The sequence below is a fragment of the Bifidobacterium vansinderenii genome, assembly GCF_002234915.1.
Classification (GTDB): domain Bacteria; phylum Actinomycetota; class Actinomycetes; order Actinomycetales; family Bifidobacteriaceae; genus Galliscardovia; species Galliscardovia vansinderenii.
Genome location: NZ_NEWD01000002.1, coordinates 131,730 through 158,052, shown reverse-complemented (window position 1 = coordinate 158,052; position 26,323 = coordinate 131,730). Strand labels below are relative to the sequence as shown.

Here is a 26,323-nt window from a genome sequence, read left to right as displayed (position 1 = left end):
CGCTTTCGCCGTCGACCGCCGTGATCAGGCACCAGCCGTGGCTCATGTACGTGCCGTCCGCCATCACCGTGTGATGCTTCACCGTGCACGGGGGAATCTCGGGCCGGATGTTCCAGCACCACGCTGTCCGCTTGCGCAATGCCCGCGCATCGCCGTGCGCGTCGCATGAGGACTGGGACGCGCGGCCGAGCAGCCAGCCGAGGAACGCGTCGAGCTGCCTGCCACGTTCCGCGTCCTGCTGACGCATGACCCCGGTCAGCGAACACGCGACGCACATCCACCGCTGGGTTCCCGCCCTCGTCCTGCCGTTCCGCTTCATCGCCGACCCGCACACGGGGCATTTCTTCGCCTTGCTGGATTTCGTCCTCATGCATTCAGCCCACCAGAGGAACGCCCCTATTTTTTCACGCGGAAAAATAACACCCCGACACGCCTACTGCCGTAAGGCCAAACCCGGAACATAAGCAACACTCTTGTTCCTATAGCCCTATACTTGCGAGTGCAAGGCCCCATGAACGTGGCCTATAACCCCGGGATCGTATGCGGTCCGCGGTCATCGTATGTAATCGTATGCGAGACAGGAAACGGGCTCCGGACGATAGTCCGAAACCCGTTGTGCCAGTAGGCGGCTCGTCGGGCCGGCGGGATTTGAACCCGCGACATCCTGCTCCCAAAGCAGGCGCGCTACCAAACTGCGCTACGGCCCGTTGCATTCATACTGCGTTCATACGGAAACCGGGAAAACCGGGCGCGTATGAACACGAATCACTAGTATAACCCATGCCGGTCCGCGTGTTGCATCACGGTCTCTATTTGCTCCTATTGAAAACGCTGCATGAAGAGGACGATGACCGTGATCAGAACGGTAAGCGCAACGATCATGACGATCAGAATCGTGCCGCCGCTCGCGCCGATCATGCCAAGCAGCAAGCCAAGCGTCACGAGAATCACGGTGAGGACCAACGTCATTCCGGTCACTTGCCCGAACCATTGTCGTGAATGCCTCGCCTGATCCGGTATGGACGGTCGGTTTTCTTCGCCATGTCGTTCGGCGAACATGCCGAATCGTTGCAGGGGAGTGGCGCCCTGACGCAATTGCCGGTAGCGTTCGTCGCGCGCCTCGCGCTCCCGCCGCTTGCGATCCCAGTATTCGCGGTTCATGATGGCTGCGTCCTTTCCCCATCGACCGACGATCGTTTCGCCAAGGAATCATGCCTGAACAACCACCTCAGGTGATTTCATGGTAGGACGTTTCCGCCATTGCCGAAAGACGTCTCATGGCCATCCATGAAAACGAGGCCGAGTCCTTGCCACAGTCCTGACCTATAATCGCGGAGAAGAGCATTGACGGCATACTGCGCAAAACACAGCGGCAATAAGCGCTGCGAACGCCTCGAACGGCGCAAACGGCAGATCGAAAAACGAAACGGAGGCTCATGGGCAGGCATCAGCAGGCGGAGACGCTGGGACTCATCGCATCCCTGATCTGCGCGCTCGCATCGGGCCTGATCATGGAGCTCTATCTCACGCTCGCCTCGGCCATCTGGCTGGTCTCCGGACGGCTGTTCACCGCATGCGCCGGCGTGGTGGCCGCCTGCGCCGTCATGTCGTTCGTCGTCGGATACACCAGACAGTCCCGCTCGTGGAGTCTCAAACGCGGGTGGATCGTACCGGTCCGTCGCGCGTTCGAGACCCTGTCGCTGTCCGTGGTCTACGCGTCCACCGTGTTCCTCAGCGTGTACGCGATGCTCGAGGTCATCAACGGCACGATGGGCATATCCCTGTTCTCCGGATACATTCCCGCTGTGGCATCCATATTCTCCGGAGTCGTCGGGTACGTGGTGTTCGTGCAGGCGGACACGCTCAACTCCAGAACCATCGCGTCGCTGCTGCCCCTGTTCGTCGTTTCCGGTGTGAGCACCGCCGGCCTGACCACCGACGACCCCAACTGGTGGAAGAACAACTTCTCCCAGCTCGGCGACCGCACCACGTTCGCCGCCCGCATGTTCAACTCCACGCTGATCCTCGCCGGCATCTGCGTGGTCATCCTCAGCTACTTCGCCATCTCCGAACTCATCACCACGCAACGCATGCGTCTCAAATGGCGTGTCGTCAACGGCACGGGCGAGGCTCCCAAGGTGGGCGACGAGCCGAAGACCGAATTCGACATTCCACGCTTCTGGGCGCGTATTATCTGCCTGGCCGTGCTGCTCACCCTCGCCGGCGTCTGCTTCGCCGGAGTGGGCATGTTCCGATATACCCCGCACCCAATCCTGCACAACGTGTTCGCACGCGGGCTGAGCCTGCCGATGAGCCTGCTCATGATCTTCCTGCCGTGGCTCGCGCCGCAGCTGTCACGCGCCATGTACGTGGTGTCCGACCTCATCATCGTCGCCATCGTGGTCGCCGGACTCAACTGGCTGCAGGGCAACACCACGCTCACCAACGTGGAGGCGCTCGCCTGCATCCTGTTCATGGGATGGTTCATCGTGTTCTCGCGTCAGATCGCGGCCATCGAGGCGGATCGTGTGTACGCGCAGCTGACGGCCGAACGTCCGGTGAGCGTCGTGCCGCCCGAGTCGCGCATCTCTCCGCAGAACTAGTACGGCCGTCATCGGCGCGATCGCGATCAGCAATCGCAATACAACGATGCCCGTCACACCGAATCGATCGGCGTGACGGGCATCATTCATTCGTTGAACTTACCGGTGTCAGTCCATGAGCCTGCGCGAACGCTTGGCGCTCATGAGCACCAGGAAGCTGCGCGGCTGCGCGGTGATCACGAAACCTGCCTCGTAGGTGAGCTCCGGGCCCTTCGGGTTGAAGGTGTCGGCCACCAGCGTCCACGTGGATCCGTACTTCTCATCGGGCAGCTTGAACACGATCGGCTCATAGTGCGCGTTGAAGATCAGCAGGAAGCTGTTGTCGGTCATGGGGGAGCCGTACCAGTCGGTCTCGGGGATGTCCTTGCCGTTGAGGAACACCATCACCGACAGGGCGTGCGTGTTGCCCCAGTCCTCGCGGTCCATGACCTCGCCGGTGTGGTCGAACCATTCCGCCTGCGGGATGCGATCCGACGTGTCGCCGGCGGCGCGTCCGGTGAAGAAGCGCCTGCGGTGCAGCACCGGATGGTTGAGACGCAGATGGATGAACTTCTTGGTGAACTCGAGCAGATCGCGACGATCCTGATCAAGCTCCCAATCCGTCCACGAGATCTCATTGTCCTGGCAGTAGGCGTTGTTGTTGCCCTGCTGGGTGCGACCCACCTCGTCGCCGCCGCAGATCATGGGGATGCCTTGGCTGACCAGCAGCGTGGCGAGGAAGTTGCGACGCTGACGCTGACGCAGGCAGTTCACGTCCTGGATGTCGGACGGACCCTCCACGCCGCAGTTCCACGAACGGTTGTGCGACTCGCCGTCGCGGTTGCCTTCGCCGTTGGCCTCGTTGTGCTTGTCGTTGTACGTGACCAGATCGTTGAGCGTAAAGCCGTCGTGAGCGGTGATGAAGTTTACCGAGGCGACGGGTCGACGGCCGTTGGCCTGATATAGGTCGGAGCTGCCCATGAGTCGGCTGGCGAACTCGGGGAGCGTGGACGGCTGCGAGCGCCAGAAGTCGCGTACGCAGTCGCGGTAGCGGCCGTTCCACTCGGACCAGCTGGACGGGAAGCCGCCCACCTGGTAGCCGCCGGAGCCCAGATCCCACGGTTCGGCGATGAGCTTGATGTGCGAAAGCACCGGATCCTGCTCCACGATGTCGAAGAACGCGGAGAGCTTGTCGACCTCCTGGAACTGGCGAGCCAGCGTGGCGGCCAGATCGAATCGGAAGCCGTCCACGTGCATTTCGGTCACCCAGTAGCGCAGCGAGTCGGTGATGAGCTGCAGCGCGTGCGGGGATCGCATGAGCAGCGAGTTGCCGGTGCCGGTGGTGTCAAAGTAGTGGGCGTAGTCGCCGTCCACCAGACGGTAGTAGTTGCGGTTGTCGATGCCGCGCAGGCTGAGTGTGGGGCCACGGTGGTTGCCTTCGGCGGTGTGGTTGTACACCACGTCGAGGATGACCTCGATGCCGGCCTCGTGGTAAGCCTTGACCATGGACTTGAACTCGTTGACCTGCTCGCCGTATTCACCGGAGCTGGAGTAGGCGTTGTGCGGGGCGAAGAAACCGATGGTGTTGTAGCCCCAGTAGTTGCTCAGCCCTTTTTCGGTGAGGAACGAGTCATTGACGAACTGGTGGATCGGCATGAGCTCGATGGCGGTGATGCCGAGCTCCTTGAGATAGTTCACCACGGTGGGGTAGGCGAGACCGGCGTAGGTGCCGCGGATCTCGGCGGGCACGTCCTTGCGCAGGTTGGTCATGCCGCGCACGTGGGCCTCGTAGATCACCGAATCGTGGTAGGGGATGTTGGGGTGCTTGTCGTTGCCCCAGTCGAAGAACGGATTGACGACCACGGATTTCATGGTGTGGTGCGCCGAATCCATGGTGTTCATATGGTATTCGTTGTCGGGGTCGCTGAAGTTGTAGGAGTACAGGCTTTCGTCGTCGTCGATGCGACCCTGGATGGCTCGCGCATATGGGTCGAGCAGCAGCTTGGAGGGATTGCAGCGATGTCCGTTGTTGGGATCGTACGGACCGTAGACGCGGTAGCCGTAGCGCTGTCCCGGCTGGATGCCCGGCAGATAGTTGTGCCATACGTAGGAATTCTGTTCCGTCATTTCAATGCGGGTCTCGTTGTCTTCCGCGTCGAAGAGACAGAGCTCCACTTTTTCGGCCGCTTCCGAGAACAGGGCGAAATTCACTCCTGCGCCATCGTAGCGAGCTCCCAATGGATACATTGAACCTGGTCTGATCTGCATACCTACCAGTATCGCATTACCATGTCACAAAGTCGCGTTTGCGGGTGAACCGGAAATGAATCATGCATGGCGCGTGTCGCACTCCTGTATTTTCCTCCGTCTCATTCCTTGGTTGTGAACGGTCACGTTGATAGACTGGCCTTGTACCAATGAACACCGGCGAAGAGACGAAGGAGTTTTCGCTATGGCAGATGGATACAAATCGGTTGGGGATGACGATCCGCAGTATGTGCCGCCGGATGGTACGGCAGCGGGCAAGGCCGACAAGGAGTCTGAGCAGACTTCCTCAGTGGGGGATTCTCCCGTTCCCGGAAATGAGCAGCAGGGGGGCTTCTCGTATGATCCCCTCCAAGGGTCCGTGCCGGTTCAGCCGCAGCAGTCCGGGCCTGTTCCCGGCTCCTACCAGTCCGTTCCGCAGACTCAGCCGATCCCGCAGGAGCCGTCTGCATATCAGCCGTATCAGCAGCCGTTTTCCCAGCCCGCTTATGGCTACGGGCAGCCTGCCGTCCAACCCCAGTCGGGAATGACTCCGCCGCCGTTCGGGCAGCCGTCCGACACGCCGTCGTCGTTCCAACCGCAGCAGCCAGGCATCCAGCCCGTCTCATACGGTTCGGGGCAGGACACGGCTCCCGGCGCGAACGCTCCATACAACCCGTTCGGTATCCCGCCGTATACGGGGGATGCGGCGACGTCCCAGTTCTCATCCCCGCAGCAGCCTCAGTACCAGCCGACCCTGCCGGTGCAAGGCTTGCCGGTCGATGGGCAGCCGGCGGCTCCAGCCGGAGACCAGCCGTCGCCGGTGCAGGACGGCGGCCAGCAGTCGTTCGCCCCGCCGACATCGCAGACGCCGGACGATGATTCTTCCTCGACGGAATCCGGTACGCAGCCGGACCCCGGTTTCGCTCCGGGGCCAGTACCGACATCATCACCGCAGGCGCCAGGCGATTCGCAGACGCCGGGAAATCCGCAGACGCCCGGTATGACGCCTCCGAACGTTCCCCCGGCCGGTGGGCAGCCTCCGTTCGGTCAGCCTCCCTATGGCGGATACCAGCAGCCCGGCCAGCCGCCGCAGGGGCAGCCGCCGTACGGTGCGCCCATGCCTCCCGCTCCGAAAAAATCCAACAAGAAACTCGTCGTGGGACTGAGCATCGCCGGCGGTATCGCGGCGCTCGTCGTCATCGTGCTCGTGGTGCTCGCCTTCCTGCCCAGCGGCAAGCCCACCGCCGAGGACTACACCAACGCGCTGAATCAGACGTCGAAGATCAGCAACCGGTACTACAGCGTCAACACGAAGCTCGGCGACGTGTATTCGGTCACCTACGACCCCTCCAAGAGTCTGGATGACAAGGACATCACCAGCCTTAAGCAGAAGGTGAAGGACTATCAGAGCGCGGTCTCCGATCTCGGCAGTCAGGACAAGATCCTGAAGGACGAGAACGTCAAGACCAAGTACGACGCCTACGTGAAGGCCTCCGACAAGTACGCGTCGTACATCAACGGTCTGGCCGACTCTGCTCTGCCGATGTCCAAGGCTATGAAGGTATGCTCCGATACGCCGTCGGCCTCGCTGTACGACAGCGACTTCTACGACAAGTACAACCAGTACATCACCGACTGCACCGCCAGCCTCGATGAACTGAGCAAGGCGAAGGACGCGGATGTGGCCAAGTACGGCACCGACATGAAGGACTACATCGGCAAGCCGAGCGAACTCATCGGCAAGATGCAGGCGCTCGGCAATCCGAACGACCTCCGGTACGGCACTGACCAGTACAACCAGCTGAACGATCTGCAGGACGAATATTACGATCTGAGCTCCGACGGATATGACATCGACTCCGACTTCTCCGATGCGCTCAAGGAGACCGAGGACAAGATGAACCCGGAGGATGAGCTCAACGATCTCAACGACGTGCTGCAGGACGGGTTCCACGATGCTCTGAGCAACCGGTGATCATCAGCTAGTCAAGACAACCATCGGCCGGTGATCGATTCCGCGTCGATCAATCGCCGGTATGGGCCCGCGTTCGTGGAATGCGAACGCGGGCCCAACCATATCTCACGCTAGTATGGCAGGCATGACAGCTACAGATCTTTGGCGCGCCCCCAAGGCGGCGGCGCCCCTCAACGCCACGGTCACCATTCCGGGAAGCAAGTCCCTGTCCAACCGATACCTCATCCTCGCGGCCATGGGATCACGGCCGGTCACGCTGATCGGACTGCTGCGCTCGCGCGACACCGAGCTCATGATGGGCGCCCTTGAATCCTTGGGCGTGGAATGCCGCATCGACGAGCATGAGGAGACCACGGTCACCGTCGTGCCGCCCGCAGACGGCGTGTTCAAGGGAAACTCCTCGGTATTCTGCGGCCTTGCCGGCACGGTGATGCGCTTCGTGCCCGCGCTGGCCCTGTACGCCGACGGTCCGGTACGCTTCGACGGCGACGAGCAGGCATACCAGCGTCCGATGGCCCCACTGCTGGATGGTCTCGAACAGCTGGGCGCCCGCATCGACTACGAAGGCGAGCGAGGTCGTCTGCCGTTCACGCTCACTCCTCCCGAACACGCCGATGGGGGAGCGGTGTCGATCGATTCGTCCGGTTCCAGCCAGTTCATCTCCGGCCTGCTGCTGGCCGCGCCGAAACTGACGGACGGTCTCACACTGACCCATACTGGTGAGCATCTGCCCAGTCTGCCGCATATTCGCATGACCATGGCCGATCTTTCGTCCGCCGGCGTGGACGTGAGCATGGATGGTCATACGTGGACGGTGCGTCACGGTGCCGTGCAGTTGCCGGAACAGGTTGTGGTGGAGCCGGATCTGTCTAATGCGGCGCCGTTCCTCGGCGCGGCGTTGATCGCCGGTGGTACGGTTCGCGTGCCGAACTGGCCGGAGACGACCACGCAGCCCGGCGGACTGCTCCCCGGATACTTGGAACGCATGGGCGCCAGCGTGTCGGTCGACGTGGCGGACAACGGCGTACGCACGCTCGCGGTCACGTCGGACGGCACGATTCATGGTCTTGGCGAATTCGACCTGTCCGCAGCCGGTGAGATCGCGCCCTCGCTGGCCGCGATCCTGGTGTTCGCCGACGCGCCGACCTCGCTCGTGGGCATCGGTCACCTGCGTGGTCATGAGACGAATCGACTGGAGGCGCTGGTCACCGAGATCGAACGTGTGGGCGGCAGCGCACACGAGCTGCCCGACGGTCTGCACATCGACGCGGTTCCCGCGGAGTCGCTGCATGGCGCCGTGATGGAGACGTACGCCGATCATCGCATGGCCACGTTCGCCGCCATGCTGGGCTTGCGTATCGATGGCATCGACGTTGTCAACGTGGCGACCACGCGCAAGACCATCCCCGATTTTGTGGGCCTCTGGACCTCCATGCTCGCCTAGGCTTCTCCTTTGTGCTCCCTCTCTGGTGAGCGGTTTTGTCGGAATTGGCCGACATCCATCCTTTGTTCGTGCTCCCTCCTTGGGAGGGAGCTTGTCAGCGAAGCTGACTGAGGGAGGGATCAGCTCCCAGCAGCCTAAAACACAAAAAGGGTGAGTACCCAAACCGGGTACCCACCCTTTCCGCTATCTGCGTTCCGCCACATCAGCGGTCGGAACGCATCACATCAACGGCTCACTTGGTGAACACGTTGCCGTAGGAGTCCTTGCCCTCTTCGGCGATGGCGGCGGACTTGCGGGCGATGGCCAGCTCCTCGTTGGTCGGGTAGACGGCCACGATGACGGAGCTGTCGGGAGTGGAGATGACGCGCGGCTCGGAGGTGTGCACGTTGTTCTTCTCCTCGTCCAGCTTCACGCCGAACGGAGCCAGACGATCGATGACCATCTTGCGGATGGCGGAGGCATTCTCGCCGACACCGGCGGTGAAGGTGATCACGTCGACGCCGCCCATCTGAGCGGTGTAGTTGCCGATGTAGGCCACGATGCGGTGCACGTACACGTCGAGGGCCAGCTTGGCGTTCTCGTCGCCCTCGTCGGCCAGACGCATGACCTCACGCATGTCGCCGAAGCCGGTCATGCCGGTCAGACCGGACTTCTTGTTGAACAGGGAGTCCAGCTCGTCCACGTTCATGTGGGCGTTGCGGATCAGGTGGAACACGACGGCCGGGTCGATGTCACCGGTACGGCCGCCCATGACCAGACCCTCGAGCGGGGTGAGGCCCATGGAGGTGTCGATCGGCTTGCCGGAGATCTGAGCGGAGGCGGAGGCGCCGTTACCGATGTGCAGCACGATCTGCTTGAGGCCCTCGGCCGGCTTGCCGATGAGCTCGGGCACCACGGAGCCGACGAACTCGTGGGAGGTGCCGTGAGCGCCGTAACGACGGATCTGGTAACGGTCGGCGATCTCCTTGTTCAGAGCGTAGGTGCTGGCCTCCTTGGGCAGCTGGAAGAAGAAGGAGGAGTCGAAGACGAAGACCTGCGGCACGTCGGGCAGCAGGGAGCGCATGACCTCGGCGCCCTTGGCCTCGGGGCCGTTGTGCAGCGGGGCAAGCACGGCCAGATCCTTGACCTTGCCGATGGTCTTGTCGGTGACCAGGGCCGGACGCGGGAAGATGGAACCGCCCTGCACCACGCGGTGGCCGACGGCGACGATGCCGGACTCGGACAGATCGGGGCCGTACTCCTTGAAGAAGCCGAGCACGCGCTTGAGGCCTTCCTCGTGATCGTGGATCGGCTCGGTCAGCTTGTGCTTCTCACCGTTGTACTCGTGCTTGTAGTTGCCGTCGATCGGCTCGCCGATCTTCTCGACCAGACCGGACGCGATGCCTTCGCCGGTTTCGAGGTCAACCAGCTGGTACTTGATCGAGCTGGAGCCGGAGTTGATGACAAGGACGGTTTTCGCCATTATGGGCTTCCTCCATGACTAGTGATTGGGGAGCTTGCGCTCCACTTCCTCGACTGAGATTACTCGTTGGCCGCTACATTGCGGTACAGGTTTGCGTCGTTTTCCATGGACAAAACCGTTCCAATCACAGGGATCGGAACGGTTTTGTGAGGAATGTCACAATCAGGCTGTTGGTACGCGAGATCTAGCGTCGTCCGGCAGGCCGTCGATCAGTCGATCGTCCGACGAGTCAGTTCGCGCGGTGGTCTGGTTACGACGGCCGTTACGAGCAGTGAGATCATGACGATACCTACGATGAGCATCGCCTGCACCGGCCAGACGGGATCGGTATGCAGCCATGCTCCTTCTAGCCCGATGCGACGATTCCACGCCACACGGAACCAGCCAAGCGCCAGTCCTGACAACATGCCCAGCGGTACGCCGGTCAGCAGGATCACACCCGCCTGGGCGAGGCCCAGACGTCTGAGAAATCCGGGGGAGGCGCCCACCGCGTGCATGGTGGACATGTCCCGCTGCGTCTGTGTGCGGGCCAGCAGCAGCGAGATCACGGTCGCCATCAGAGCGAACACCCCCAACAGTAATGTCGGCAGCAGTGCGATCGGAACATCACGCAGCCCGCGATACTTGGTCACCTGCACCAACGGATGATCGGACTGTATGGATTCGGCTACCTTGTCCATCGTCATGAGGCCGGACCGGGGTGCAAGGTTCACGTATTCGCCGATATACCGGAACTCGGTGAAGCCCAGTTCCCGTGCCGTCCGCTCGCTCATGGCAAGCGGGTAGAAACCGCGGACGAACATGGCCGGTTTGGAGACGATGGCGGTCGCATTGCTCCGATCGGGCAATCCGGCCGACCATGTGGCGACGGCCAGCTCGGCCTTGCCCTCGACCACCTGCGCCGCATCACTTACCACCACGCCGCCGCTGTCGATCATCCTGGCGGCCCGTTCCGCATCCGGATAGCCGGACAGGCGCATGGCGTCGCCGCTGATGACCAGCATCTCGGTATCGGCGTTGATCATGCTGATCCCATGCATGGATCGGCGATTTGCCCTGGAAAAGTCCACGCAACGCACTGGAGTGCCGGGATAGATCACCGAGGCGGTGTCCTGCCCCTGATCGGCGGAGCACTCCGGCGCCGACTTCGGAAGCAGCGCTCGGGCGATGGGAAGCCGCTGCGACTCGGTCTCCTGCGTCCCCTGCTGATCGGCGCCGTAGTCGGCCTTGGGCATGGCGGCCGCGTACATGGGCTGATGCGCGCTGACCGGATATTGTCTGCCGAGCGCATTGACGGCATCCATGACGACCATGTGATCGTAGTCGTTGCTGATCGGCACGCTGGCACTCACGATCATGGCACGGTCGCCGATGACGGCGTCCCCGGTATTGTCGCGATCGTTGGCGAAGGTAGACCCCACCAAGGTCAGCGAGTACGACGCCACGGTCACCGTGACGAGCACCGCGGTGGCGGCCGGAACGAACCGATGATGGTGTCGTGCCGCGTCGCGCAATGCCAAGCGTAGTGATAGCGGCGCGAACCTACTCAGAGAGGCCGCCGCTGCGGCAAGACTGCGCACCAGCTGAACCAGTCCGATGATGGTCAGTGCGATGGTGGCGGCAAGCAGCAGCATATGCGCCGTCGAGGCGCCTCCGTGATCGGGATGCGGAATCGGCAAGGTCAGACTGGCTGCACCGCAGGCCGCGGCTCCGACGATCAGCAGAGGGCCGGACGCGTGCAATGCAATCATCGTCGCCCGACGTCGATGAGACAAATGGCGGGATTCGGACGGATTGTCCTTCAACGCGTCCACCGGATTCAGCCGGCTGACCCTCCGAGCGGGCAGCAATGTGGCCACATAGCCGATCGCCACGGCCATCAGCAGCGTCATGCCAAGCATCGGCCAAGGGAACGACTCCAACGTCTCACCAATGCTGATCGACCGATAGCGTGGAACGACCAGCATCATGACGGCAACGCCCAGCAGCGTGCCCAGCACTCCACCGATCAGACCGATGACGATGCCCTGTGTGGTGACGATGCGCTTGAGATCACGTGGCCCTGCGCCTGAGGCCGCTGCCAGGCCAAGCGTCCGCCGCTGCTGATCGGTGGACACCGAAAACGCGGGTGTAACCAGGCACAGCATTGTCGCAGCACCCAGCAGCGCCGTGATGCCCAGCGCCACGGTACGGTCCAGCACAACCTTCGGATCGACACTCACCGGGTACCGTTCGTTCGGAGCAGGGTACCCGTCCGTCAGCACATGACGCGACACCACGAACGCCTGCAGGGCATTGAGCTTCTTGATCTGGTTCCATGTGATCGGCCGATCGCCCACCGCCAGATAGTGCCCGTCAACACCCGCGTGGTCCTTCTCCACCATTGTCGACATCCAGCCATCAAGACCCCATGCATGACTGTCCTCGTCATCGACCAGACCGGAGATACGCCACGCACGTTGGGAATCCTCGATCACGTCGTCGATGCGTCCGCTGGTATTCATATATCCCTGAAACGGGGGAGCGGTGAACGCTATCGTATCGCCCACCGCAAGATGTAGCTGATCCGCCAACGCCGTGGACACCACGATTTCGGTGTTGTCCCGAGGAAACCTGCCCGACGACGGCTCGGGCATCAGCTGGCGCAGCGCAGCCTCACCGGCCTCGGTCATCGTGGCCGTGGTGGTGGAGTCAATAGGCGTATGCGAGGCGACCACCTGTGCACCGGCCTCACTCTGCTCCCCGGGTTTCATGGACGTGCCGGTGGTCGCCAGCAGCTTCCGCGACTCGTAGAACGGCAGCAGCGTGGTGCCCTCGGGCAGATACCGAAGCATTTCATCCGGGGTCGCCGGCGTCTGACCGACGTCATCGAGCCACACGCCCGGCGCGCCCTCGGGAATCTGCGGGAACGGCTGACTCGACCGTGTGACCGCAGTCGCGGTGATCACGGCCTGAACACCATCCGGAATGGTCGACAACGTGCGCTCGCGGTTGGCCGCCACCGCCGTGGTAGCGGAGATCCCCGCGATCAGCGCGGCCACCGGAAGCATGATCAACAGTACGGAGAAGAAGGTCCGTGCCTTATGACGCACGGCGTCGCGCAATCCCATGCGCAGAACGGGCCTCCAACGGCGCAGACCCGTTATGACACTGGTGGAGATCTCACGTCGATGTATCCGGGTCATCATGCACCTCCGATCTCGGTGCCGTTCAACAGCATGTCCACATCGGACGGGCCGGTGTCGTCGATGATGCGGCCGTCTCGCAGAAACACCGTACGATCGGCCCACGCCGCGAACCGCGGTTCATGCGTGACCAACAACACGGCGGCGCCATCATCGGCCCGGCGTCTCAACACCTCGAGAATGGTGGTGCCGGAATTGGAATCCAAGGCGCCGGTCGGCTCGTCGGCGAGCAGGAGTCGACGTTTGCCCACCAATGCACGGGCGATGGCCACGCGCTGCGCCTGGCCGCCGGACATGTCCTCGGGAAGGCGATCCGCCAGTTCCGACACGCCCACCTCGTCAAGCGCATGCACCGCCGAGGCCGCGGCCTTGCGGGCGCTCCACCCGTCAAGCTCCAGAGGGAACTGCACGTTTTCCCTGGCCGTCAGGCCGGGCAGCAGATTGAAATCCTGAAACACGTAGCCAATGGAACGACGTCGTTCCGCAGCACGTTCGGCGACGTTCAACGCGGCCAGATCACGACCCTCGACAAGCACATGGCCACTGGTGGGCGTATCCAGGCCGCCGGCGAGATTCAGCAGCGTCGACTTTCCCGAACCGCTGGGGCCCATGATCGCCACGAATTCACCGGGATGCAACACAAGATTCGCATGCAGCAGCGCATTGACCCGGCGGGCGCCTTCGCCATGGACGCGCGATACGTCATGCATGGCGAGGATTGGCTGGACCGTGGCGCTGGCCGTGTCGGTACCGGCTGTGTCCGTGTTGACCGTGTTGGTGGATTGCGGTGGCGACGGGGAAATCGATGCGTGAGACATGTTGTGTGACGGGCCCGACTGCCCGAATCGTGAAGTGGTCATGATCGTCTCGTTTCTATCCATATGGGGATGTGAATGACCGGAGTGGACAGGGCCGTCGTCTGGCTAGATGCGCGCTCGCAGGCGGCGGTCGTCGATGGTGTCGAGCCATCGCAGTTCGGCTTCGGTGGCGAAGATGTGATGGTCAAGTACTAGGAGGCCTGCGATGTCGCTTGGGGGAAGCGCGCGGCGTGCTCGGGTGACATCGTGCAGGAGTCGTTGCAGTGCGACGCGTTGTCGTTGGATGAGAGCGGTAACGTCCACTCCCGGTGTGGTTACGGCGAACGCCAGTTTCATCACGAGTTCGTCGCGTCCGCGCTGTTCGAGTGTGACGGGCGTGCTCCACCACTGTGATACCGCATCGCGGCCGATATCGGTCAGCTGCCATACTGCGGTCGTTTGGGACTTGGTGCGGGTGACCGTAGCGGAGTGGTTTGGCGACGTTGCGTGACCGGTTCCTTGTGAATCGGCAGTGGCCGTCATGACGGTGGTTTCCGCGGCTACGGTCTCGCTGTCCGGACATTGCTCGATCAGACCGTCGCGCTGCAGCCGCTGCAATGTGGTGGAGACCTGACCGATGTTGAGCGGCCATGTCTCGCTGGTGGTGGCGTCGAATTCCTTCTTGAGCTGGTAGGCGCTGGCGGGGCTTCGTTGCAACAGCGCCAGCAGTGCTTCCTTGATGGCCATCGCGTTCCTCCGATCGACCGGCGGATATGAATGGTTACTCAGTAACCTCTTGCTCTATAGGTTACTCGGTAACCATTCGACACGCCAATCATCCTCGGGGATGAAGCGTTGGTGAATTTGGTAGTCAAAACGAACTTAGTAGTCAAAACAAGACATTGTGATCCCTCACATCGCCTGTATTCGTCCTGTTTTGACTACCAAATTCATTCGGACTACGAAAATGTCTTGTTTCGACTACCAAGATGTCGCGTTCGGACTGTCAGCTGTGGATTGTCGGGGGAGACGATGCGTCTGATGAATGCATATGAAAAGGACCTGCTGCCGATATGGGCAAGCAGGTCCTTGTCGCTATGGTTTCGTGCTGAATCTACTGAAACCGATGCCGGGGGATCACTCCCACTCGATGGTTGCCGGCGGCTTCGAGGTGCAGTCGAGGACGACTCGGTTAATCTGGCGGCATTCGTTGGTGATGCGCGTGGAGATGGTGGCGAGCACATCGTAGGGCAGACGCGACCAGTCGGCGGTCATGGCGTCCTCCGAGGAGACCGGACGCAGGACGATGGGGGAGCCGTAGGTGCGCTCGTCGCCCTGGACGCCGACGGAGTGGACATCGGCCAGCAGCACGACGGGGCACTGCCAGATGTCGCGGTCGAGGCCGGCCTTGGAAAGCTCCTCGCGGGCGATGGCGTCGGCCTCGCGCAGCAGGTCGAGACGTTCCTTGGTGATCTCGCCGATGATGCGGATGCCAAGACCCGGACCCGGGAACGGCTGACGCCAGACGATCTCGTCGGGCAGACCGAGCTCGGTGCCGATGGCGCGCACCTCGTCCTTGAAGAGGGTACGCAGCGGCTCGATGAGCTGGAACTTGATGTCCTTGGGCAGGCCGCCCACGTTGTGGTGGCTCTTGATGTTGGCCGCGCCGTCGCCGCCGCCGGACTCGACGACGTCGGGGTAGAGGGTGCCCTGAACGAGGAACTTGACTTCCTTGCCGCGGGCGCCGGCCTCCTCGAGCACCTGCTGCTGCGCCTTCTCGAAGGTGCGGATGAACTTCTCGCCGATGATCTTGCGCTTGCGTTCCGGCTCGGAGACGCCCTTGAGCGCGGTAAGGAAGTCGTCGGCGGCGTCGACGGTGATGAGCCTGATGCCGGTGGCCTCGACGAAGTCGTGCTTGACCTGCTCGACCTCGCCCTTGCGCAGCAGACCGTGATCGACGAACACGCAGGTGAGCTGGTCGCCGATGGCCTTGTGCACGAGGGCGGCCGCGACGGCGGAGTCCACGCCGCCGGACAGTCCGCAGATCACCTCGGCGTCGCCGACCTTCTCGCGGATCTTGGCGACCTGGTCGTCGATGATGCTGGATGCGGTCCAGTTGTCCGGCAGGCCGGCACACTTGTGCAGGAAGTTCTCGATGAGATCCTGACCCAGCGGGGTGTGCTTGACCTCAGGGTGCCACTGCACGCCGTAGAGCTTGCGGGACTCGTCGGCCATGGCGGCGACGGGGGCGCCCTCGGTGTGGGCGAGGACCTTGAATCCTTCGGGGGCCTTGTTCACGGCCACGCCATGGCTCATCCAGGTGTTCTGATCGGCGGGAGAGCCGGCGAGGATGCCCTCGGCGTCGGTGATGACCGCGGGGGTCTTGCCGTACTCGCCGAGCGCCGCCTTGTCGACGTCACCGCCGAGCTCGTGCGCCATGACCTGGAAGCCGTAGCAGATGCCGAGCACGGGGACGCCGGCGTTGAAGATCTTCGTATCGATGCGGGGCGCGCCGGGTTCGAAGACGGAGGCGGGGCCTCCGGAAAGAATGATCGCCTGCGGATCCTTGGCCAGGATCTCATCCACGGGCATGGAGTGCGGCACCAGTTCGGAATAGATGTGCGCCTCGCGCACGCGACGTGCGATCAACTGCGCGTACTGGGCGCCGAAGTCGACGACGAGAACCGGTCCATTGGCCATACGAGCCTCCCTTGGAGTTCAGAAAGATTACGTGAAACGGTGTGTCGATTATCACTGAAGATTGCGACATAGGGGTATTTGCCGAACGCGCATGCGCATGTCGTTCGTTTGATCGGCGGCGACACGCCCTTGGGATGCAACAGCGCTTGCGCATTTTCACATGATAGGTTTTCACACGCCGTGGCAAACCACGGCAACCGAAAACCCAAGAGTTATCGGCCCGGCGGGGCGTTTTCACCTATTCCCGAAAACGCACAAGTTTCGATCCCCTTTGACAACTTTGCGAACATTTCTTAACAAAAGTCCGACGGCCGATTATGCAAAAGTCCGCTCGTTCCTTTACCATTAAGGGCGATTAGGAAATGCAGTTCATTGCACGTTCCAATCCAAGGAACACAAGGGATTGCAATCCTGAGGAAATAACCGATCGCACATCAAGTGCAGAAGTACAGGAGTACACATGACGAGTCCTGTTATTGGCACCCCTTGGAAGAAGCTGAACGCTCCGATCTCCGACGAAACCCTCGAGGCCGTCGACAAGTACTGGCGCGTCACCAACTACCTCTCCATCGGTCAGATCTACCTCCGCAGCAACCCGCTGATGAAGGAGCCCTTCACCCGTGAGGATGTGAAGCACCGCCTGGTCGGACACTGGGGCACCACCCCTGGCCTGAACTTCCTCATCGGCCACATCAACCGTCTTATCGCTGACCACCAGCAGAACACCGTGATCATCATGGGACCGGGCCACGGCGGCCCCGCTGGTACCTCCCAGTCCTACGTTGACGGTACCTACACCGAGTACTTCCCGAACATCACCAAGGACGAGGCTGGCCTGCAGAAGTTCTTCCGCCAGTTCTCCTACCCGGGTGGTATCCCCTCCCACTACGCTCCGGAGACCCCGGGCTCCATCCACGAGGGTGGCGAGCTGGGTTACGCCCTGTCCCACGCCTACGGCGCTGTGATGAACAACCCGAGCCTGTTCGTGCCGGCCATCGTCGGCGACGGTGAGGCCGAGACCGGCCCGCTGGCCACCGGTTGGCAGTCCAACAAGCTCGTGAACCCGCGCACCGACGGTATCGTGCTGCCGATCCTGCACCTCAACGGCTACAAGATCGCCAACCCGACCATCCTGTCCCGCATCTCCGACGAAGAGCTCCACGAGTTCTTCCACGGCATGGGTTACGAGCCCTACGAGTTCGTCGCTGGCTTCGACGATGAGGATCACCTGTCGATCCACCGTCGCTTCGCCGAGCTGTTCGAGACCGTCTTCGACGAGATCTGCGACATCAAGGCCGCCGCTCAGACCGACGACAAGCACCGTCCGTTCTACCCGATGATCATCTTCCGCACCCCGAAGGGCTGGACCTGCCCGAAGTTCATCGACGGCAAGAAGACCGAGGGTTCCTGGCGTTCCCACCAGGTGCCGCTGGCTTCCGCCCGCGATACCGAGGAGCACTTCAACGTCCTCAAGAAGTGGCTGGAGTCCTACAAGCCGGAGGAGCTGTTCGACGAGAACGGCGCCATCCGTCCCGAGGTCACCAAGTTCATGCCGCAGGGCGAGCTGCGCATCGGCCAGAACCCGAACGCCAACGGTGGTCGCATCCGCGAGGACCTGAAGCTCCCGAACCTCGACGACTACGAGGTCAAGGAAGTCAAGGAGTTCGGCCACGGCTGGGGCCAGCTCGAGGCCACCCGTCGTCTCGGCGTCTACACCCGCGACGTCATCAAGCTGAACCCGGATTCCTTCCGCATCTTCGGACCGGATGAGACCGCCTCCAACCGTCTGCAGGCCTCCTACGAGGTCACCAACAAGCAGTGGGATGCCGGCTACCTGTCCGACCTGGTCGACGAGCACATGAACGTCACCGGTCAGGTTGTGGAGCAGCTGTCCGAGCACCAGATGGAAGGCTTCCTCGAGGCCTACCTGCTCACCGGCCGTCACGGCATCTGGAGCTCCTACGAGTCCTTCGTGCACGTGATCGACTCCATGCTGAACCAGCACGCCAAGTGGCTCGAGGCCACCGTGCGTGAGATCCCGTGGCGCAAGCCGATCTCCTCCATGAACCTGCTCGTCACCTCTCACGTGTGGCGTCAGGATCACAACGGCTTCTCGCACCAGGATCCGGGTGTGACCTCCGTGCTGCTGAACAAGTGCTACAACAACGACCACGTGATCGGCATCTACTTCGCTGCCGATGCCAACATGCTGCTGGCCGTTGGCGAGAAGGTCTACAAGTCCACCAACATGATCAACGCGATCATCGCCGGTAAGCAGCCGGCCGCCACCTGGCAGACCCTGGACGAGGCTCGTGCCGAGCTCGAGAAGGGTGCCGCCGAGTGGGAGTGGGCTTCCAACGTTCACTCCAACGACGAGGTCGAGGTCGTGCTGGCTTCCGCCGGTGACGTTCCGACCCAGGAGCTCATGGCCGCTGCCGACAAGCTGAACAAGCTTGGCGTGAAGTTCAAGGTCGTCAACGTGGTGGATCTGGTCAAGCTCCAGTCCGCCAAGGACAACGACGAGGCCCTGACCGATGAGGAGTTCGCTGACCTCTTCACCGCCGACAAGCCGGTCCTGTTCGCCTACCACTCCTACGCCCACGACGTGCGTGGCCTGATCTACGATCGCCCGAACCACGACAACTTCAACGTCCACGGCTACGAGGAGCAGGGTTCCACCACCACGCCGTTCGACATGGTGCGCGTGAACAACATCGACCGCTACGAGCTGACCGCTGAGGCTCTGCGCATGGTCGACGCCGACAAGTACGCCGACGAGATCAAGAAGCTCGAGGACTTCCGCCTCGAGGCCTTCCAGTTCGCCGTCGACAACGGCTACGATCACCCGGACTACACCGACTGGGTGTGGCCGGGCGTCAAGACCGAGCTGCCGGGTGCCGTCTCCGCCACCGCCGCCACCGCTGGCGACAACGAGTGAGATTCGTCACATTACCGGTAACGGTCTGATTCGCTAGCGAATCGTAGAAAACCCCTACAGCCTAGATGGTTGTAGGGGTTTTCGTATATCCGGCGAATCCCAACTATTGGTATGTCGATGCAAATCACGACAACAATCGACAACATCCGTCAGTGAGAGGCGCTCACACACTTACAATGGACAAGGTTGCAATGCAGTGTTGCCGCACCTCAGCCCAGCAATGGACTGACCATTCGCGAAGGAGTGTATGACCGTGAGTCTTACCAGTGTGTATATCGCCAGCCCCGAAGCCGCCAATGGCCGCAATGTCGTCGCCTACGGTGTCGTTTCCGCTCTCGCAGGACAGTACAAGACCGGTGTGTTCCGTCCGGCCGCCTGCAAGAAGGAAACCTTCACCGACGTGCTTCTGGGAGCCGCCAATGCCGGCCAGTCCCGCGAGCAGGCCGTTGGCGTGTGCCCCTGTGCCGCCCGCGAGGATAAGGAAGGCGCCCGTGGCGATATCGTGCGCGCGTACTCCGCCGCCGTGGCCGCCGTGGATCCGGAGGCCGTCGTGGTGGTTGGCACCGACAAGAGCGGTGTCTTCGATCCCGCCGCCTTTGACTTCAACGCCGCCGTGGCCGCCGATCTCAAGGCTCCCGTGTTCCTCGCCGTGTGCGCTCTGCAGCGTGACGCCAAGCAGGCCAAGGCCACCGTCGAAGCCTGCGCCAAGAGCGTCAAGGATGCCGGCCAGACCGTCGCTGGCGTGTTCCTGACCGGTTGCGACGACGAGAAGGCCCCGGCCGTTAAGGAGGCCCTCGCCGACTTCGCAGCTCCGGTGTGGACCGTTCCGGCTCACGACTGCGGCACCGAGGAGGAGGCCAAGGCCGCCCTCGCCGACTTCGAAGCCCATGTCCCGGCCGCCCAGATCCTCGCCGCCCTGAACCAGGACTTCGCTCAGCCCACCACGCCGTACGCCTTCCAGTCCGACCTGCTGAACAAGGCCAAGGCCGCCAAGAAGACGATCGTTCTGCCGGAAGGCGAAGAGGACCGTATCATCAAGGCCGCCGACTACCTGCTCGAGCGCGACATCGTCAACCTGATCATCGTTGGCGAGAAGGATCAGATCCTGGCCCGTGGCAAGGAGCTCGGCCTCAACTCCCTCGAGAAGGCCTCCTTCCAGTCCATGAACGACGAAGAGGTGCTGGCCCCGATGGTCGAGAAGCTGTGCGAGCTTCGCGCCAAGAAGGGCATGACCCCGGAGCAGGCCCGCAAGCAGCTGACCGACGCCAGCTACTTCGGCACCATGCTCGTGGTGCTCGGCAAGGCCGACGGTCTGGTCTCCGGCTCCATCAACTCCACCGCCAACACCGTGCGTCCGGCCCTGCAGGTCATCAAGACCAAGCCCGGTCAGAAGCTCGTCTCCGGTGCCTTCCTGATGTGCTTCAAGGATCACGTGGCCGTGTTCGCCGACTGCGCCATCAACCTCAACCCGAACGCCGAGCAGCTCGCCGAGATCGCCCTGCAGTCCGCCGAGACCGCCAAGGCCTTCGGCATCGACCCGAAGGTCGGCATGCTGTCCTACTCCACCCTCGGCTCTGGCAAGGGCCCGGATGTGGATCTGGTCGAGGAGGCCACCTCCATCGTCAAGCAGAAGGATCCGGATCTGGCTGTCGTCGGATCCATCCAGTTCGATGCCGCCTGGTCCCCGGTCGTGGCCTCCACCAAGGCCAAGGGCAACGATGTGGCCGGCCACGTCAACGTGTTCGTGTTCCCGGACCTGTGCGCCGGCAACATCGGCTACAAGGCCGTGCAGCGCTCCTCCGGCGCCCTGGCCATCGGCCCGGTGCTGCAGGGCCTGAACAAGCCGGTGAACGATCTGTCCCGCGGCGCCAACGTCGAGGACATCATCAACACCGTGGCGCTGACCGCGGTCACCGCCCAGTGATGCCAATTCAAGGCTGACTGACACTCCAAGGGGTCACGGCGTAATGCCGCGGCCCCTTTGTCGTCTTTGCGGTCGTCTCTGTCGTCCTGTCGGCCTTGGGCGTGTCGTATGGCTGTCCGTGGTTCCGGGCTGTCCCTATAATGCTTTCATTTGCACCGCCGTTCGAGAAGGGATTCCCGCCACATGCGACAGGGATTTGACAACGACAAGTACATCGAGCTGCAGGCCGCCAACATTCGCAAGCGCATCGCGCAGTTCGGCGGCAAGCTGTATCTGGAATTCGGTGGCAAGCTGTTCGACGACTACCATGCGTCGCGTGTGCTGCCGGGCTTCGAGCCCGATACCAAGTTCCGCATGCTGCAGAGTCTGTCCGATGACGTGGAGATCGTCATCGCCGTCAATGCCAACCATATCGAAAAGGCCAAGGTGCGCGGCGATCTCGGCATCACCTATGACGAGGACGTGCTGCGACTGATCGACGTGTTCCGCGATCACGGCTTCCTCGTCGGATCGGTCGTGCTCACCCAGTACGCCGGCCAGCCGGCCGCGGACGCCTACCGTCATCGTCTGGAGCAGCTGGGCATCACCTGCTATCTGCACTATCCGATCGCCGGATACCCGCACGACATCGAGCACATCGTATCCGACCAGGGCTATGGCCGTAACGACTACATCGTCACCAGCCGGCCGCTCGTCGTGGTCACCGCGCCCGGTCCTGGTTCCGGCAAGCTCGCCACCTGCCTGTCGCAGCTGTATCACGAGCACCAGCGCGGCATCTCCGCCGGATACGCCAAATACGAGACGTTCCCCATCTGGAACCTGCCGCTCAACCATCCGGTGAACATCGCCTACGAGGCCGCGACCGTAGACCTGGACGACGCCAACATCATCGATCCTTTCCATCTGGAGGCGTACGGCAAGACCACGGTCAACTACAACCGCGACGTCGAGGCGTTCCCCGTGCTCAAGGCCATGATGGAACGCATTCTGGGCGAGAGCCCGTATCAGAGTCCCACGGATATGGGTGTCAACATGGCCGGATGCGCGATCTCGGACGACGAGGCATGCCATGAGGCCGCCAACATGGAGATCGTGCGTCGATACTTCACCGCGGTCGTCAATGTCAAGCGCACCGGCACGGGCGAGGAGCAGGTGGAGCGTCTGCGTTCCATCATGAAGAAGGCGGGCGTGGACGAAAACCTGTCTCCCGCGCGCCGGGCCGCCCTGACCCGTGAGCAGGAGACGGGCGCTCCGGCCGGCGCCATGGTGCTGCCCGACGGTCGTGTGGTCACCGGACGGACCGGCGACCTGCTGGGTGCGGCCAGCGCCCTGCTGATGAACGCGTTGAAGGCCGTGACCGGTGTGGACGATGCGGCCCGTGTGATCGATGAGTCCGCCATCGAGCCGATCTGCAGGCTCAAGACCGAGCACCTGCACAGCGTGAACCGTCGTCTGCATTCCGACGAGACCCTGATCGCGCTGTCGCTCACCAGTGCGGACAGCCCGGTCGCGGCCCGCGTGATTGACGGTCTTGAACTGCTGCGCGGCTGTGACGCGTTCTTCTCGGTCATCATTTCCTCGACTGATGAGGCGCTGTACCGTAAGCTCGGCATCAATGTGTGCTGCGAGCCGAAGTACGAACGCGTGAGCCTCTACCACAAGTAGGCCAATACCAAAATGCTCCCTCCTAGGGAGGGGGATGGCATACGAAGCGTGACTGGGGGAGGGATTGCGAGACGATAAGGTGTCTGATCCCTCCCTCTGTCATGATGTGCATCATGACATCTCCCTCCCATGGAGGGAGAACGGATTAGGCCTGAACCTCAGCGTGCTCCCTCCTGGGGAGGGAGCTGGCCGCCGTAGGCGGTCTGAGGGAGGGGTCAGGCCCTTTCTCTATACGACATCGTCACTTGCCGTACTTATAGAAGCCCTCGCCGGCGTTGATGCCGGTCTTGCCCTCGTCGATGTACTGCTTGAGCATGGCGGCGATCTTGCCCTGCGGCGTGTTCGGATCCTTGGAACGAGGATCCATGGAGCCGATGTTGTACGCCGTGGTCAGGCCCACGATGTCGAGGATCCGGAACGGGCCGAGCGGGGCTCCGGTGGCGAGCATCCATGTCTTGTCGATCGTCTCCACATCGGCCACGTCGGTGGCGAGCAGTGCCTCGGCCGCGCTGAGGAACGGCACCAGCATGCTGTTGAGAATGTAGCCGGGCTGCTCCTTCCTGAGCTTGAGCGGGATCATGCCGATCGCCTCGGCGAATGCGACCGTCTCGTCGTACGCCTCCGCGCCGGTGCCGGGGTGTCCCATGATCTCGGCCGTATTGTTGCGCCAGATCTCATTGGCGAAGTGCAGTGCGAGATACTTCTCCGGACGTCCCGTGTATTCGGCGAACGCGCTGGGCAGCATGGTGGAGGAGTTCGTCGCGACGATCGTATGTTCCGGCAGATGCTTGGCGAGCTCCGTGTAGAAGGCGATCTTGTCCTGCGGGTTCTCGGCGATCGACTCGATCACCAGATCGGCGTCCTTGGCCGCCTCCTCATAGGACGTGGTGTACACGATGCCGTCGAATGCCCGTCCAACGTTTGCCTTGAGCTCGTCGATCTGTTCTGCGGATAGATCGGGGGAGGGGGCAAGTCCGCGGCAGTAGGCCGCCGGGTTCGTCTTCATTGCCTCGAGCGTGTTCAGATAGATGCCCTTGAGCCGTTCGAACTTCGGCTTCGCGCGGCCGATCGACCCCTCGCTGCGCAGCCACACGGTCACGTGGAATCCCTTATACGCGATCTGGAAGGCGATCTGGCTGCCGAGCACGCCACCACCGGCCACGACTACGTTCCTGATATCCATCGATTGATCCTTTCGTCGTTGATACGGATCGGGCCCCGCTCTGCATCGAGCGCCGTGCAAGCCTGCAAACGGATGAGCCACGGCAGGCCGCCTTCGGCCTGTACTGGCGATCTTATCGGCTCGCGGTCATGAAAGGGTGATTGTTGCCAGATGATTCCATACATGGCAAACGAGGAGGAAGAGAGAATGCGATCATCGATGCGTGTTGATCCACAGGATCGCCAGCTGGGTGCGGTTGGTCAGTCCGAGTTTGTCAAGCATGGAGCTGATGCGGTTACGTACCGTGCCCTCGCTGAGGAACAGTCGTGCAGCGATGTCCCGATTGTCGAGCCCTTTGGCGACGAGTCGGGCCACCTCCCGTTCCCTGTCGGTGAGGGTGTTCAACGCGGCCGCGTCAACGGCGTCATCGTTGGAAACAGGAGTAGCGGCGGAATCGTGAGCTGGCGCCATTCCCGACAGTTTACCGAGCACTTCGGCACCCAACACGATCTGTCCCGCCATCACCGCCTGCAGAGCGGGCCCCACGGCCGCCACGTCCTGCTTGATGAGATATCCCTTGGCTCCCAGGGCCATGGCTTGTGTGATATATGCCTGATCGGAAAACGTGGTGAGGAACAGGATACGCGCCGCCGGATCCCGCCGCAGAATCTCCTGCGCCGTCGTGATCCCGTCCTTTCCCGGCATCTGTATGTCGATCAGCAACACATCGGGATGACTGGCCGGCGTTGCGAAGTACTGGAGAATCGCGTCGTCGCCGTTGCACGCCGTCCACAGGACCTGCGCCGTCCGCGTGGCCGTCAATATGGTCGTCAATGATTGGCAGACGATCGGATCATCGTCCACGATTGCCGTCCTCATCATGCCTCCTTTGGACTCGGTGTCTTTCCGTGATCGGATTCGTACCCCACGGAGCTTTGAGACCATGGCGCCTTGGGAATGGAAACGAATACCCTCCACCCCTCACGATACGGTCCGCATGACGACATGCCGTTCAAGGCGCGTACCCGTGCCTCGATATCCGACAGTCCCATTCCACGAAGCCTCTCATCGGCACCTGATACGGCGGCTTCGGACTGGGGCAAGGGAGCATCATGCCGTGCCGGTCCGGGATCCAGCACCACCAGCTGCCATATGGCGGGAAAATCGCGCAATGTGACCGTCGCGGTACGGGCATGGCTGTGCCGTACCACATTGGACAGCGCCTCACGGATCGTCGTGGCAAGACAGCGGGACACCGGCGCGGGTGCGGAGACGATGTCGTTGGTCAACGTCACCGAGAAATCGGGGGACACGCCATCGAACGATCCCGCGGCGTCGGCGATCTGGGCGGCGAAATCGGTGCCGTCGTCCTCAAGATCATGCACGGAGCGCCTGATCATCGTCATGGCGTCGTTCAGCGTGGCGTTCAGCGCGTCGAATCCCTGCGACGCCACGACGTCTCCCGTGGCGTCGGCGACGGCCTTGCCCGCCTGGGACTGCATGATCGCACGCGTCAGCGCGTGGCCGACGTTGTCATGGATCTCACGGGCGATGCGGGTACGCTCGCCGAGCGTGGCCATACGCACCGCCCGCGCCCGTTCCTCCTCGATGTCGGACAGGCGAAGACGAATATGGCGGAGACGTTCTCGAGCCTGATCACGTGCGCGACGGAGTGCTCGGCGAGATGCCGAGGATTCGGCCCGAGCCGATCCCAGTGCAGCCCCAAGCAGCACGCTCGTCGCCAGCAACGACATCGTTGCGACGAATGCCCCGGGGGCGGTGATCCCCATGGCGTCATACCATCCATAGCGGTGTCGCACTGACCACGCGAGAACGGGCGTCAGACACGGCAATCCGCTGATCATACCCATGCGAGCATTCCAGTCGCCGGTGGAACCCCGATACGGGATCCGAGCGAGACGGGCGGAATCGTAGGCGATCATCGGAAGAAACACGCACCATTGCGGGAACGCCAGCGCTCCGAGCACGTACGCCGCACAGATCACCCAGGTGCCGGAGGAGACGCCTCGCCGCCATTCGATCAGACCCGAGCAGATCAGGGACAGAAGAAGGCCTGCGGTCATGGTCCCGCCGTCGATCATGCCGATGGGCAACGTCGACATGAGCGTCAGGGACATGATCATGAGCAGAATCTTCTCCATCGTCACGCGCATCATGATCCCTCCCCATATACCAGTACGAGCTTAGCGCGCCGCAGGCACCGAACATGACCCATGGATAT

At 62.3% G+C, this 26,323-nt stretch carries 17 protein-coding genes and 1 tRNA gene; 6 read left to right on the top strand and 12 right to left on the bottom strand.

Annotated features, from left to right (window positions below; all coding sequences use genetic code 11):
- From Tam10B_RS00835 to Tam10B_RS00825, 3 genes are all read right to left on the bottom strand, one after another.
- Positions 1-370: transposase-like zinc-binding domain-containing protein (locus Tam10B_RS00835; protein ID WP_456297845.1), on the bottom strand; the 370-nt coding region annotated here is incomplete at its 3' end.
- 263 nt (positions 371-633) lie between these two features.
- Positions 634-707: transfer RNA gene (locus tag Tam10B_RS00830), tRNA-Pro, on the bottom strand.
- A gap of 112 nt (positions 708-819) precedes the next feature.
- A complete protein-coding gene (locus Tam10B_RS00825; protein ID WP_093959382.1) occupies positions 820-1,161 on the bottom strand; it encodes a hypothetical protein in 342 nt (113 codons plus the stop codon).
- 275 nt (positions 1,162-1,436) lie between these two features.
- On the opposite strand from Tam10B_RS00825, the gene Tam10B_RS00820 reads away from it, so the two are divergent.
- Positions 1,437-2,603, top strand: a complete 1,167-nt coding sequence (locus Tam10B_RS00820) for an ABC transporter permease (protein WP_093959381.1) — start codon at positions 1,437-1,439, stop codon at positions 2,601-2,603.
- Between the two features lie 108 nt (positions 2,604-2,711).
- On the opposite strand, the gene glgX is transcribed toward Tam10B_RS00820, so the two are convergent.
- Positions 2,712-4,850 carry a glycogen debranching protein GlgX gene (gene glgX, locus Tam10B_RS00815; RefSeq protein ID WP_093959380.1) on the bottom strand — a complete coding sequence of 713 codons (2,139 nt, stop codon included), beginning with the start codon at positions 4,848-4,850 and terminating at the stop codon, positions 2,712-2,714.
- Between the two features lie 184 nt (positions 4,851-5,034).
- On the opposite strand from glgX, the gene Tam10B_RS13150 reads away from it, so the two are divergent.
- Positions 5,035-6,804, top strand: a complete 1,770-nt coding sequence (locus Tam10B_RS13150; RefSeq protein WP_158214081.1) for a hypothetical protein — start codon at positions 5,035-5,037, stop codon at positions 6,802-6,804.
- Between the two features lie 124 nt (positions 6,805-6,928).
- Positions 6,929-8,248 (top strand): 3-phosphoshikimate 1-carboxyvinyltransferase, encoded by a 1,320-nt coding sequence (gene aroA, locus Tam10B_RS00805; RefSeq protein ID WP_198947488.1) that lies wholly within the window; start codon positions 6,929-6,931, stop codon positions 8,246-8,248.
- Positions 8,249-8,480: 232 nt separating this feature from the next.
- Here aroA and Tam10B_RS00800 read toward each other — a convergent pair whose 3' ends face one another.
- From Tam10B_RS00800 to guaA, 5 genes are all read right to left on the bottom strand, one after another.
- Positions 8,481-9,710, bottom strand: coding sequence for an acetate/propionate family kinase (locus tag Tam10B_RS00800; protein ID WP_093959377.1), 1,230 nt, complete (start codon positions 9,708-9,710; stop codon positions 8,481-8,483).
- 209 nt (positions 9,711-9,919) lie between these two features.
- Complete coding sequence (locus tag Tam10B_RS00795; RefSeq protein WP_158214080.1) at positions 9,920-12,820, bottom strand: ABC transporter permease; 2,901 nt, start codon at positions 12,818-12,820, stop codon at positions 9,920-9,922.
- A gap of 74 nt (positions 12,821-12,894) precedes the next feature.
- A complete protein-coding gene (locus Tam10B_RS00790) occupies positions 12,895-13,755 on the bottom strand; it encodes an ABC transporter ATP-binding protein (protein ID WP_233133512.1) in 861 nt (286 codons plus the stop codon).
- A 63-nt stretch (positions 13,756-13,818) separates the two neighbouring features.
- Entirely contained in the window at positions 13,819-14,439 is a 621-nt protein-coding gene (locus Tam10B_RS00785; protein WP_093959375.1) for a PadR family transcriptional regulator, read from the bottom strand.
- Between the two features lie 390 nt (positions 14,440-14,829).
- Positions 14,830-16,392 carry a glutamine-hydrolyzing GMP synthase gene (guaA, locus tag Tam10B_RS00780; RefSeq protein WP_093959374.1) on the bottom strand — a complete coding sequence of 521 codons (1,563 nt, stop codon included), beginning with the start codon at positions 16,390-16,392 and terminating at the stop codon, positions 14,830-14,832.
- Between the two features lie 460 nt (positions 16,393-16,852).
- Between guaA and Tam10B_RS00775 the strand changes: the two genes are divergently transcribed.
- The 3 genes from Tam10B_RS00775 to Tam10B_RS00765 all read left to right on the top strand — a co-directional run bounded on the left by Tam10B_RS00775 (position 16,853) and on the right by Tam10B_RS00765 (position 22,919).
- Positions 16,853-19,330 carry a phosphoketolase gene (locus Tam10B_RS00775; protein WP_093959373.1) on the top strand — a complete coding sequence of 826 codons (2,478 nt, stop codon included), beginning with the start codon at positions 16,853-16,855 and terminating at the stop codon, positions 19,328-19,330.
- Between the two features lie 247 nt (positions 19,331-19,577).
- Entirely contained in the window at positions 19,578-21,254 is a 1,677-nt protein-coding gene (gene pta, locus Tam10B_RS00770) for a phosphate acetyltransferase (RefSeq protein ID WP_198947487.1), read from the top strand.
- A 183-nt stretch (positions 21,255-21,437) separates the two neighbouring features.
- Complete coding sequence (locus tag Tam10B_RS00765) at positions 21,438-22,919, top strand: DUF1846 domain-containing protein (RefSeq protein WP_093959372.1); 1,482 nt, start codon at positions 21,438-21,440, stop codon at positions 22,917-22,919.
- A gap of 241 nt (positions 22,920-23,160) precedes the next feature.
- On the opposite strand, the gene Tam10B_RS00760 is transcribed toward Tam10B_RS00765, so the two are convergent.
- The 3 genes from Tam10B_RS00760 to Tam10B_RS00750 form a co-directional block, all read right to left on the bottom strand.
- Positions 23,161-24,102 carry a 3-hydroxyacyl-CoA dehydrogenase gene (locus tag Tam10B_RS00760; protein ID WP_093959371.1) on the bottom strand — a complete coding sequence of 314 codons (942 nt, stop codon included), beginning with the start codon at positions 24,100-24,102 and terminating at the stop codon, positions 23,161-23,163.
- Between the two features lie 192 nt (positions 24,103-24,294).
- Positions 24,295-24,960, bottom strand: coding sequence for a response regulator transcription factor (locus tag Tam10B_RS00755; RefSeq protein WP_198947490.1), 666 nt, complete (start codon positions 24,958-24,960; stop codon positions 24,295-24,297).
- Entirely contained in the window at positions 24,960-26,255 is a 1,296-nt protein-coding gene (locus Tam10B_RS00750) for a sensor histidine kinase (protein ID WP_093959394.1), read from the bottom strand. The genes Tam10B_RS00755 and Tam10B_RS00750 overlap by 1 nt, the downstream gene beginning before the upstream one ends.
- Between the last annotated feature and the right edge of the window lie 68 nt (positions 26,256-26,323).

Excerpts from the sequence above, each read along its gene's own strand:
- Tam10B_RS00825 (WP_093959382.1), bottom strand. The coding sequence starts at position 1,161 with ATGAACCGCGAATACTGGGATCGCAAGCGGCGGGAGCGCGAGGCGCGC.
- Tam10B_RS00820 (WP_093959381.1), top strand. The coding sequence starts at position 1,437 with ATGGGCAGGCATCAGCAGGCGGAGACGCTGGGACTCATCGCATCCCTG.
- glgX (WP_093959380.1), bottom strand. The coding sequence starts at position 4,850 with ATGCAGATCAGACCAGGTTCAATGTATCCATTGGGAGCTCGCTACGAT.
- Tam10B_RS13150 (WP_158214081.1), top strand. The coding sequence starts at position 5,035 with ATGGCAGATGGATACAAATCGGTTGGGGATGACGATCCGCAGTATGTG.
- aroA (WP_198947488.1), top strand. The coding sequence starts at position 6,929 with ATGACAGCTACAGATCTTTGGCGCGCCCCCAAGGCGGCGGCGCCCCTC.
- Tam10B_RS00800 (WP_093959377.1), bottom strand. The coding sequence starts at position 9,710 with ATGGCGAAAACCGTCCTTGTCATCAACTCCGGCTCCAGCTCGATCAAG.
- Tam10B_RS00795 (WP_158214080.1), bottom strand. The coding sequence starts at position 12,820 with ATGGGATTGCGCGACGCCGTGCGTCATAAGGCACGGACCTTCTTCTCC.
- Tam10B_RS00790 (WP_233133512.1), bottom strand. The coding sequence starts at position 13,755 with ATGACCACTTCACGATTCGGGCAGTCGGGCCCGTCACACAACATGTCT.
- Tam10B_RS00785 (WP_093959375.1), bottom strand. The coding sequence starts at position 14,439 with ATGGCCATCAAGGAAGCACTGCTGGCGCTGTTGCAACGAAGCCCCGCC.
- guaA (WP_093959374.1), bottom strand. The coding sequence starts at position 16,392 with ATGGCCAATGGACCGGTTCTCGTCGTCGACTTCGGCGCCCAGTACGCG.
- Tam10B_RS00775 (WP_093959373.1), top strand. The coding sequence starts at position 16,853 with ATGACGAGTCCTGTTATTGGCACCCCTTGGAAGAAGCTGAACGCTCCG.
- pta (WP_198947487.1), top strand. The coding sequence starts at position 19,578 with ATGACCGTGAGTCTTACCAGTGTGTATATCGCCAGCCCCGAAGCCGCC.
- Tam10B_RS00765 (WP_093959372.1), top strand. The coding sequence starts at position 21,438 with ATGCGACAGGGATTTGACAACGACAAGTACATCGAGCTGCAGGCCGCC.
- Tam10B_RS00760 (WP_093959371.1), bottom strand. The coding sequence starts at position 24,102 with ATGGATATCAGGAACGTAGTCGTGGCCGGTGGTGGCGTGCTCGGCAGC.
- Tam10B_RS00755 (WP_198947490.1), bottom strand. The coding sequence starts at position 24,960 with ATGAGGACGGCAATCGTGGACGATGATCCGATCGTCTGCCAATCATTG.
- Tam10B_RS00750 (WP_093959394.1), bottom strand. The coding sequence starts at position 26,255 with ATGCGCGTGACGATGGAGAAGATTCTGCTCATGATCATGTCCCTGACG.